The following is a 9,710-nucleotide window of genomic DNA, read 5'->3' on the forward strand; positions in this document are numbered from 1 at the left end:
AATCGTGGAGGGCGTAGCCCGTATGCATACCTTTAACCTACTCTTATATAAAGCTAGGAGCGTTATTAATCGGTATATTATTAATATTAATGCTTTTCCAATAATACAGATGGATAATGGATTACATAATCACAAGACTCAGTTAATTGATATTGAGTATGTAAATTTCAAAAATTTGTGTAATGCCAGTAGTCATCTTTGAAAAGTATACCAACCTCAAAAGAATGATATTCTAAGTTGTAGTTTTGTGTTAATATGAAGCATGTATATAAATATTTAGGTCTAGTATTCTCGTAACTATTGACACTCCATTTCAGCTTAATGATTTTAAATTAATCTTTAAAACTAATGATGAACACCTTAGCAACCGAACAGTTACAGCCGGCCCTAATTCACTTTTTAACATCTTTCCTTAAGGAGGAGCATGGTGATCTGCATAAATACCATGGATCAGCGTATGACACAATTGATATCTACGCAACTTTGCGAAGGGACATATCCGATAAAACCTGCTTAATGAAGATTGGAATTAACCATGTTCATCAGCAAATTTATATTCCAAATATATTCATTACACAGCCTTTAAAGCATAAAAATATAGGGAAAACCATGATTGCCATTACCTATAAGCTTGGGAAAGCCTTTGCATATGAAGTCTTTGTAATAGACCTTACTGATAGTTTCCGTGAAAGGCTGCTTGAAAGGGGGGCAGGAAAGACAGATATCTTTGATACACTTGAAATTTTGGAGACTACAAACCTTAGTTGCAGAGTTAGGTAATTAGAATTGGTTACTACTCAAGGTTAATGTTGTTTAATCTGCTTACGAAAGAGAATTATGTTTTAGGGTAAATTCCTATGTGAGCTAAAAATCGGGACTATTGTTTTTGAACTAAATATTTGCCTGCAGGGCAAAATGCTATGAGCAGATTATCTTAAGTAGGTGTCTAAACATTTGCCAGATTGGAAAGCGCTTGATGAGCGAATGGCGGTGGTGAAGTTGTAGGAAGTAAGCACTTACCAAAGCGATTAGATTTTTATTGGAGAAATCTTATAAACTTTTAATGTATTTATATAAAAAGGAAGTATGCGCTTTGCGATAATTGATAAACAACTTCTCGATGCGGAATTTGGTTTCAAAGAATTTTGTCCTGGATGCCTTCAATCAGTCATTGCAAGATGTGGTACAGAAAAGATTCATCACTGGGTACATCTTAAAAATAAGGTGTGTGACAGTTGGTGGGAACCGGAAACTGAGTGGCATAGCTTATGGAAGATAATTTTCCAAAGCAATGGCAAGAGATATATTTGCCTGATAGATCTACGGGAGGAAAACACATTGCAGATATTTGTACCATTCAGGGCCTGATAATCGAATTTCAACACTCTAATATTATTCTTAAGGAGCGAAGTGCTCGCGAGAGATTTATCAAAATATGGTATGGGTCGTTGATGGTACACGCTTAAAGAGGAATTACCCACGTTTCGTTAAGGGCAAAAAAGAGTTCAAAAAGACAGACAAGCAAGGAGTATTTCGAATAGAATTTCCTCATGAATGTTTTTCTTCGGCATGGCTCAATAGTAATCTTTGCAAGATCCGCACCTGAGTTAGAATGGCATTTTTCGTCCTGAACGTGTCTAAATATATCCAAAGTGTAATAGAGGAAGTAGATTTTACAAACCAGCATGTAACAAAGCAGGTTAATCGAATGAGCTTCAAAGGTGTCTCAACAGTTTACCTGTTTAAAAGATCCTTTGTTGGTCAGCCTTAATCCCAGGGCAAACCGAAAAAGGAAAATCTTCGTTAAATGAGACAGTTTTGTACGACATACAATGTTATTGGGTAGATTTGGACAATCATAGTCGCGTATTCATAGTAGCTGTGTTTAATCTCTGCCAATGGTTGAAATAAAGATAGTAGGAAATAAAATAAATAATAGCTATTAAATTAACAATAATAAAAATTAATGACAAACATAAATCAAAGAGCTGAATTACAAGCTAAAATATGGAAAATAGCCAACGAGGTTCGTGGTTCTGTAGATGGATGGGATTTTAAACACTTTGTATTAGGTACCCTTTTCTATCGGTTTATCAGTGAAAACTTTACTAATTATATTGAAGGAGGTGATGATAGTGTTGACTTTGCAAACTTATTAGATGATGTAGTAACTCCAGAAATAAAAGATGATGCTATAAAAACTAAAGGGTATTTTATATATCCTAGTCAACTATTTGTAAATGTCGCCAAAACAGCCAATACCAATTCCAATCTGAATACGGATTTAGCAGCCATATTTGCCTCTATCGAAAATTCTGCGAATGGGTATCCATCCGAAGGAGACATAAAAGGATTGTTTGCCGATTTTGACACTACCAGTACGCGACTAGGTAATACTGTTGAAAATAAAAATAGCAGATTGACAGCCGTTTTGAAAGGGGTGGGAGAACTAAATTTTGGAAATTTTGAGGACAACCAAATTGACCTTTTTGGAGACGCCTATGAATTTCTTATTTCTAATTATGCTGCCAATGCGGGCAAATCTGGAGGTGAATTTTTTACGCCACAGCACGTATCCAAACTCATTGCACAGCTTGCAATGCATAAGCAGACTACAGTAAACAAAATTTATGACCCTGCAGCGGGTTCAGGCTCCTTACTTTTACAAGCTAAAAAACACTTTGATAACCATATTATTGAAGAAGGTTTCTTTGGGCAGGAGATTAATCATACGACCTATAATCTTGCACGTATGAATATGTTTTTGCACAACATTAATTACGATAAGTTTAATATTGTTCTTGGCGATACTCTTCGAGATCCTCAGTTAAGAGATGACAAACCTTTTGATGCGATAGTTTCGAATCCTCCTTATTCAATAAATTGGATAGGGAATGATGATCCAACTTTGATTAATGATGACCGTTTTGCACCTGCTGGTGTTCTTGCTCCTAAATCAAAGGCAGATTTTGCTTTTGTACTGCATGCTCTAAGTTACCTTTCAAGTAAAGGCAGAGCTGCCATTGTATGTTTCCCTGGCATCTTTTATCGTGGTGGTGCTGAACAGAAGATTAGAAAGTACCTTGTAGATAATAACTTTGTAGAAACCATAATCTCTTTAGCTCCAAATCTATTCTATGGGACTTCAATAGCCGTAAATATTCTAGTTCTTTCAAAACATAAGATTGATAATAAAACCCAATTTATAGATGCAAGCGGTAAAGATTTCTTCAAAAAAGTAACCAATAACAATGTGCTTACAGATAAGCACATTGAAAAAATCATGAAAGTATTCGATATCAGAGAAGATGTGGAGTATGTGGCAAAGTCTATCGACAATGACAAAATTGCTGAGAACAATTATAATCTGTCTATAAGTTCCTATATAATAGCAAGAGATAAAAGCGAAGCTATTGATTTAGCTAAATTAAATGCAGAGATTTCGAAAACCGTGGAGAAGATAAATATGCTTCGTACTGATATTGATGCCATAGTAAAAGAGATTGAGGCATGAGCTATATAGAAAAATTATTGGAAAACGTTGAGGTTGAGTGGAAACCAATAAGTAATGCTCTAATTCGTACTAAGGGTACAAAGATTACTGCTGAACATATGAAAACACTGCATAGTAATCAAGCACCTTTGAAAATATTTGCAGGTGGTAAGACGGTTGCATTTGTTGATTTTAAGGACATACCTGAAAAAGATATTAATAGGGAACCTTCGATTATTGTTAAGTCTCGCGGTGTTATTGAATTTGAGTATTTTGACAAGCCGTTTTCACATAAAAATGAAATGTGGTCATATCATTCTATAGATAAATTTCTTGACATAAAATTCGTTTATTACTTCTTGAAAATAAATGAACCTTATTTTCAGAATATTGGCAGTAGGATGCAAATGCCGCAGATTTCAACTCCTGATACTGAAAAGTTCAAAATACCCATTCCATGCCCAGGTGATCATGAAAAATCCCTTCAAATTCAAAAGGAAATAATACGTATTCTGGACGCCTTTACGGAGCTCACAGCAGAGCTCACAACAGAGCTCATAGCAGAGCTTATAGCTCGAAAAAAACAGTATAGCTACTATCGTGACCAGTTATTGAATTTTGAAGACGGACAAAGCAGACAGATTGAGTGGAAGAGTCTATCTGAAGTGGCAACTATTGGAACGGGTAGCCGTAATACAAATGAATCTATCATAGGCGGTAAATATCCCTTTTTTGTTCGCTCCCAAGAGCCTCGAACAATTAATGAATATGAATTTGATGAAACAGCAATTATTACCGCTGGTGATGGAGTTGGAGTAGGTAAAGTATTTCATCACATGATTGGGAAATACGCCCTTCATCAAAGAGCTTACAGAATTGTTATTACCGATAAGCTTGTCAGTTCTAAGTACTTATTTCACTTTATAAGAAATAATTTCGCAAAATATTTAGAAACGACTTCAGTTCATGCTTCCGTCACATCGCTTCGGAGACCGATGTTTGAAAGATATCAGGTTCCAATCCCTTCAATGGACGAACAAGAACGTATTGTTTCTATCCTAGACAAATTTGACACGCTCACTACCTCAATAAGTGAAGCTCTTCCTAAAGAGATAAAGCTCAGACAAAAACAGTATGAATATTATCGAGATATATTACTAACATTTCCCAAGGATAATTTAACGGCATAATATGGGACAATCATTAACAGAGATAGCACAATCACTGAAAGATAGTGGTAAAAAAGTGCAGTTAATCTATGCCTTTAATGGTACGGGGAAAACACGGCTATCACGTGAATTTAGACTTTTAGTTGCGCCTAAATACATTGAAGCTGAAGAGGAAATAGATGAGAATACAGGAATTAAAGTTCTTTATTATAATGCATTCACCGAAGATCTTTTTTATTGGGATAATGATTTAGACGCTGATATAAATAGGAAACTTACAATACGAGGCAACGGTTTTACTAATTTGGTACTTAAATTTCTTCAAGATCAAGGTCTTGATGGTAATATAACTTCAAATTTTCAGCATTTCACTAATCAGTTTTTAACACCAAAATTTAGTCCGGACTTTTCAGAAGTAACGTTTTCAATTGAACGTGGTGATGACGAAACTTTAGATAATATTAAAATCTCCAAAGGCGAAGAAAGCAACTTTATATGGTGTATGTTTTATACTCTACTCGAACAAGTTGTTGAAGTTTTAAATGTTCCAGAACCTGTAGATCGCACAACCAATCAGTTTGACAATTTAAAATATGTTTATATTGATGACCCAGTCAGTTCATTAGATGATAACCACTTAATAGAATTAGCAGTTAACTTGGCAGAGCTCATTAAGAGATCAAGTAATTTGAAATTCGTAATTTCAACACATAACCCGCTTTTTTATAATGTCCTTTACAATGAACTCGCAAGTAAAGTTTGCTACATGTTTAATAAACTTGAAGATGGTACATTTGAACTTATAGAAAAGTTAGGAGATTCAAACAAAAGTTTTTCTTATCACCTTTTTCTAAAACACACAATTGATGAGGCGATCAATACTAATAATATCCAAAAATACCATTTTACGCTTCTACGAAATCTCTATGAGAAAACCGCAAATTTCTTAGGTTATCCGCGATGGTCAGAATTATTACCAGATGATAAGCAGACATACTATAATCGGATTATTCAATTTACAAGTCACTCTACATTATCAAACGAAGTAGTACCAGAGCCTACTGAATCTGAAAAACAAACCGTCAAGTTTTTGCTTGACCATCTCACTACAAATTTTAAATATTGGAAAGAGGTATGAATATGACAACATATAAAGCCATTGCTGAATCAAATAATTTCATTGTTCTCGATAAATACACCAAGTACTCAATGGTGGATGAAGCATCTCCTGTTTATCAGACAGAGTTGGATCTAGAGCGCGAATTTATCCGAGATTTAATAAATCAAGGTTATGAAAAGCCGTCTAACCTTACTACTGTCGAAGCAATGCTTGCTAATGCAAGATTACAGCTTCAAGCAATTAATGACATGGTGTTTACAGATAATGAATGGGCTCGTTATTTGGAGGAGTATTTGGATAAACCAAGTGATAACCTTGTTGAAAAAACAAGAAAAATACATGACAATTATATTTACGATTTTGTTTTTGACGATGGACATATACAAAACATCTACTTAGTAGACAAAAATCATATTGCTCGAAATAAAGTACAGGTAATATCACAATTTGGACAAAAAGGAGTGCATGTAAATCGTTATGACGTCACCATATTGGTTAATGGATTGCCTTTAGTGCAGGTAGAGCTAAAGAAGCGTGGGGTTGCTATCCGAGAAGCATTTAATCAAGTACATCGTTATACCAAAGAGAGTTTTAATAGTAGCAACTCACTCTTTAGATACGTACAGATTTTTGTTATCTCAAATGGTACGGACAGCCGTTATTTTGCAAACACAGTCGAGCGAAATAAAAATAGCTTTGACTTTACCATGAACTGGGCAAAGGCTGACAATACTCTAATTAAAGACCTTAAGGATTTTACAGCAACCTTTTTTCAGAAACACACACTTCTAAATATATTACTCACCTATTCGGTTTTTGACACTAGTGATACGCTACTCATCATGAGGCCCTATCAAATTGCTGCAACTGAAAGAATCTTGTGGAAAATTGCAAGTTCTTTTCAATCTAAGAACTGGTCTAGAACCGAAAGCGGCGGTTTTATTTGGCACACCACAGGGTCTGGTAAAACCCTTACCAGTTTTAAAGCTGCGCGATTGGCAACACAACTTGATTTTATTGATAAAGTCTTCTTTGTTGTTGATCGTAAAGACCTTGATTTTCATACAATGAAAGAATATCAAAGCTTCTCACCGGATAGTGTTAACGGATCAGATAGTACAGCAGGTTTAAAAAGAAATATTGAGAAAGAAGATAATAAGATTATAGTCACAACTATACAAAAATTGAATAACCTCATGAAAAGTGAGAGTTATCTATCTATTTATCAAAAGCAAGTTGTATTTATCTTTGATGAAGCACATCGTTCTCAATTTGGTGAAGCTCAAAGGAATCTGAAGAAAAAGTTCAAACAGTTCTATCAATTCGGTTTTACAGGAACACCAATATTTCCTCAAAATGCATTAGGTTCGGAAACTACTGCAAGTGTATTCGGACGTGAATTACACTCCTACGTAATTACAGATGCTATTAGGGATGAAAAAGTAGTAAAATTCAAAGTAGACTACAATGATGTACGACCTCAGTTTAAGGGTATAGAAAAAGAACAAGATGAGAAAAAGTTAAGTGCAGCAGAAAACAAGACAGCTTTACTTCATCCGGCTCGTATCAAAGAAATTTCCCAATACATTTTACGGAATTTCAAGATAAAAACTCATAGAAATCGAGGAAGTAATAAAGGATTCAACGCCATGTTTGCAGTAAGTAGTGTTGATGCTGCCAAATGTTATTATGAGGAATTAAACCATTTACAAAAAGACAGTGATAGGCCCTTAAAAATTGCAACAATCTTCTCGTTTGCAGCCAACGAAGAACAAAATGCCATAGGTGAAATAGTTGATGAAACGTTTGAACCCTCTGCTATGGATAGCAGTTCTAAAGAATTTTTAACTAACGCCATCAATGACTATAACGCTATGTTCAAAACCAGTTATGGTGTTGACATTAAAGAGTTTCAGAATTACTATCGTGACCTTGCCAAACGCGTAAAAAGTAAAGAAGTTGATCTTATAATTGTCGTAGGCATGTTTCTTACCGGGTTTGATGCACCTACACTCAATACACTTTTTGTAGATAAGACCCTGCGTTATCATGGTTTAATTCAAGCTTTTTCACGTACTAACAGAATCTATGATGCTACGAAAACCTTTGGTAACATTATTACTTTTAGAGATTTAGAAAAAGCTACGATCGATGCCATTACTCTATTCGGGGATAATAGCACTAAAAACGTAGTCCTTGAAAAGAGTTATAAAGAATATTTAGAAGGCTTTACGGACATCACTACAGGAGAAGCCCGTAGAGGTTTTATTGAAGTGGTAAAAGAATTAAATGAAAAGTTCCCAAACCCTGATGGAATTGTAAAGGAAAAAGATAAAAAAGAATTCGCAAAACTATTTGGGGAGTACTTACGCGTAGAAAACATACTCCAGAATTACGATGAATTTATCAATCTCAAAGCACTTCAAGCTTTAGACATAAACGATACTAAAGCCATTGAAGCATTTAAAAAGGTTTGTTTTGTAACAGATGAGGATATAGCTGCAAGTCAAGAGATAGAAATGCTATCAGAACGAACTATTCAAGATTATCGATCCACTTATAATGATATTCGAGACTGGCTAAGACGTGAGAAAGGTGGTAGAGAATCAGAAGAATCAAAGATTGATTGGGATGATGTAGTCTTTGAAATAGACCTACTTAAATCGCAAGAAATAAATCTTGATTATATTCTTGAAATAATATTTGAGCATAATAAAAAGACCAAAGACAAATCCACCTTAATAGATGAAACCCGTAGGGTTATTCGTGCTAGTATTGGCAATAGAGCAAAAGAGAGTCTCGTAGTTGACTTTATTAATGAAACAGACCTTGACAACATTCAAGATAAAGCGAATATCATAGATTCATTCTTCGCATATGCACAAGGAAAACAGAAAATAGAGGTTTCAGAATTGATCGCCGATGAAAATCTGAATGAGAATGAAGCAAAGCGATATATAGCAGCTTCTTTAAAGCGCGAATTTGCTAGTGAGAATGGAACAGCGCTCAACGCCCTTTTACCTAAAATGAGTCCTTTAAATCCTCAGTATTTGACTAAAAAACAAAGTGTATTCCAGAAAATTAGTGCCTTTGTAGATAAATTTAAAGGAGTTGGTGGACAATTATAAAATGATAAAGAAATTGGATACTATGGATCGACTTTTGCCAAAAATTATTTCAGATGATGCAAGATTACATTATCACTTAAATAATCATACACTTGATTGTTCTGGCTCTGTACATTTTAAGCCGAATGTCAAGTCAGATCTAAGCAATGTCAGTAGCGAATTCATGGTAATTCACTGATCGTGTTAGGTTGTAGAGAAATTCTAAAGACCATTTTGGATTCAGGAAAACGGTTGAGATAGGATCAAAACCAAGTGATCAATTGAAGATATTGCGTTAAGAGGGTCCACGCACCGCAAGAAATAACATAAACTTATGACCAAATCAATCTTAGATAACAACGCAAACATCTTATTTAATTACTCGTTCAGTTCAGGCTTAGGTTGCTACGAACACGGACGTTTTGTAACAGATATCGTACTGGAGATTGTTCTTACCAATGATCTGGATGATAAAATAGAAACCATAGGCAAAATTGATTTTTTGATAGTCCATATTGATGAAGCTTCGCAAGGCCCTTATAGTTTATATGAGGTTTTAGATGCACATTCTGAATACCTTGCGAGATATGCGTTCGAATTTTTTGATTGGAAAAGCGGAGATTACACTAAAAAAGTGGAAAATTATTATCATGGAGACTTAATGAGCCGTAATTTTTGCCTCATCGAAAAAATAACCATCCTACCCAAGTATCGAGGCTACAGTATTGGTGCTAAAGCCATACGGGATCTTGTTTTCCATTATAGTGCTGCATGTGGTTTATTCGTAATACGTATGCATACGCCCAGAGCCATCTATGATC

General features: G+C 34.9%; 8 protein-coding genes. All 8 read left to right on the forward strand.

What is annotated here, in order from left to right; genetic code table 11:
- On the forward strand, window positions 1-202 hold a 202-nt coding region (locus tag BFL47_RS20120), incomplete at its 5' end, for a hypothetical protein (protein WP_211480991.1).
- 146 nt (window positions 203-348) lie between these two features.
- A complete protein-coding gene (locus BFL47_RS18705; RefSeq protein ID WP_139125876.1) occupies window positions 349-780 on the forward strand; it encodes a hypothetical protein in 432 nt (143 codons plus the stop codon).
- Window positions 781-1,086: 306 nt separating this feature from the next.
- Window positions 1,087-1,368, forward strand: coding sequence for a competence protein CoiA family protein (locus BFL47_RS18710; protein ID WP_069661318.1), 282 nt, complete (start codon window positions 1,087-1,089; stop codon window positions 1,366-1,368).
- Between the two features lie 598 nt (window positions 1,369-1,966).
- A complete protein-coding gene (locus BFL47_RS18715) occupies window positions 1,967-3,514 on the forward strand; it encodes a type I restriction-modification system subunit M (RefSeq protein WP_069661319.1) in 1,548 nt (515 codons plus the stop codon).
- Complete coding sequence (locus BFL47_RS18720; RefSeq protein ID WP_069661320.1) at window positions 3,511-4,683, forward strand: restriction endonuclease subunit S; 1,173 nt, start codon at window positions 3,511-3,513, stop codon at window positions 4,681-4,683. Before BFL47_RS18715 ends, BFL47_RS18720 begins: the two co-directional genes overlap by 4 nt.
- A gap of 1 nt (window position 4,684) precedes the next feature.
- Window positions 4,685-5,800: an AAA family ATPase gene (locus BFL47_RS18725; protein ID WP_069661321.1), complete on the forward strand. Its 1,116-nt coding sequence runs from the start codon at window positions 4,685-4,687 to the stop codon at window positions 5,798-5,800.
- The gene (locus BFL47_RS18730; protein WP_245681412.1) at window positions 5,797-8,910 is read left to right on the forward strand and encodes a type I restriction endonuclease subunit R; all 3,114 of its coding nucleotides are present in this window, start codon (window positions 5,797-5,799) and stop codon (window positions 8,908-8,910) included. Before BFL47_RS18725 ends, BFL47_RS18730 begins: the two co-directional genes overlap by 4 nt.
- Before the next feature lie 313 nt (window positions 8,911-9,223).
- The coding region (locus BFL47_RS18735; RefSeq protein ID WP_139125877.1) for a hypothetical protein at window positions 9,224-9,710 on the forward strand (487 nt) is incomplete at its 3' end.

This window comes from Arcticibacter eurypsychrophilus (assembly GCF_001730525.1).
Classification (GTDB): Bacteria; Bacteroidota; Bacteroidia; order Sphingobacteriales; family Sphingobacteriaceae; genus Arcticibacter; species Arcticibacter eurypsychrophilus.

What these genes read in the sequence shown, in the direction of transcription:
- BFL47_RS18720 (WP_069661320.1), top strand. Translation starts at nt 3,511, where the DNA reads ATGAGCTATATAGAAAAATTATTGGAAAACGTTGAGGTTGAGTGGAAA.
- BFL47_RS18730 (WP_245681412.1), top strand. Translation starts at nt 5,797, where the DNA reads ATGAATATGACAACATATAAAGCCATTGCTGAATCAAATAATTTCATT.
- BFL47_RS18705 (WP_139125876.1), top strand. Translation starts at nt 349, where the DNA reads ATGATGAACACCTTAGCAACCGAACAGTTACAGCCGGCCCTAATTCAC.
- BFL47_RS18725 (WP_069661321.1), top strand. Translation starts at nt 4,685, where the DNA reads ATGGGACAATCATTAACAGAGATAGCACAATCACTGAAAGATAGTGGT.
- BFL47_RS18710 (WP_069661318.1), top strand. Translation starts at nt 1,087, where the DNA reads ATGCGCTTTGCGATAATTGATAAACAACTTCTCGATGCGGAATTTGGT.
- BFL47_RS18715 (WP_069661319.1), top strand. Translation starts at nt 1,967, where the DNA reads ATGACAAACATAAATCAAAGAGCTGAATTACAAGCTAAAATATGGAAA.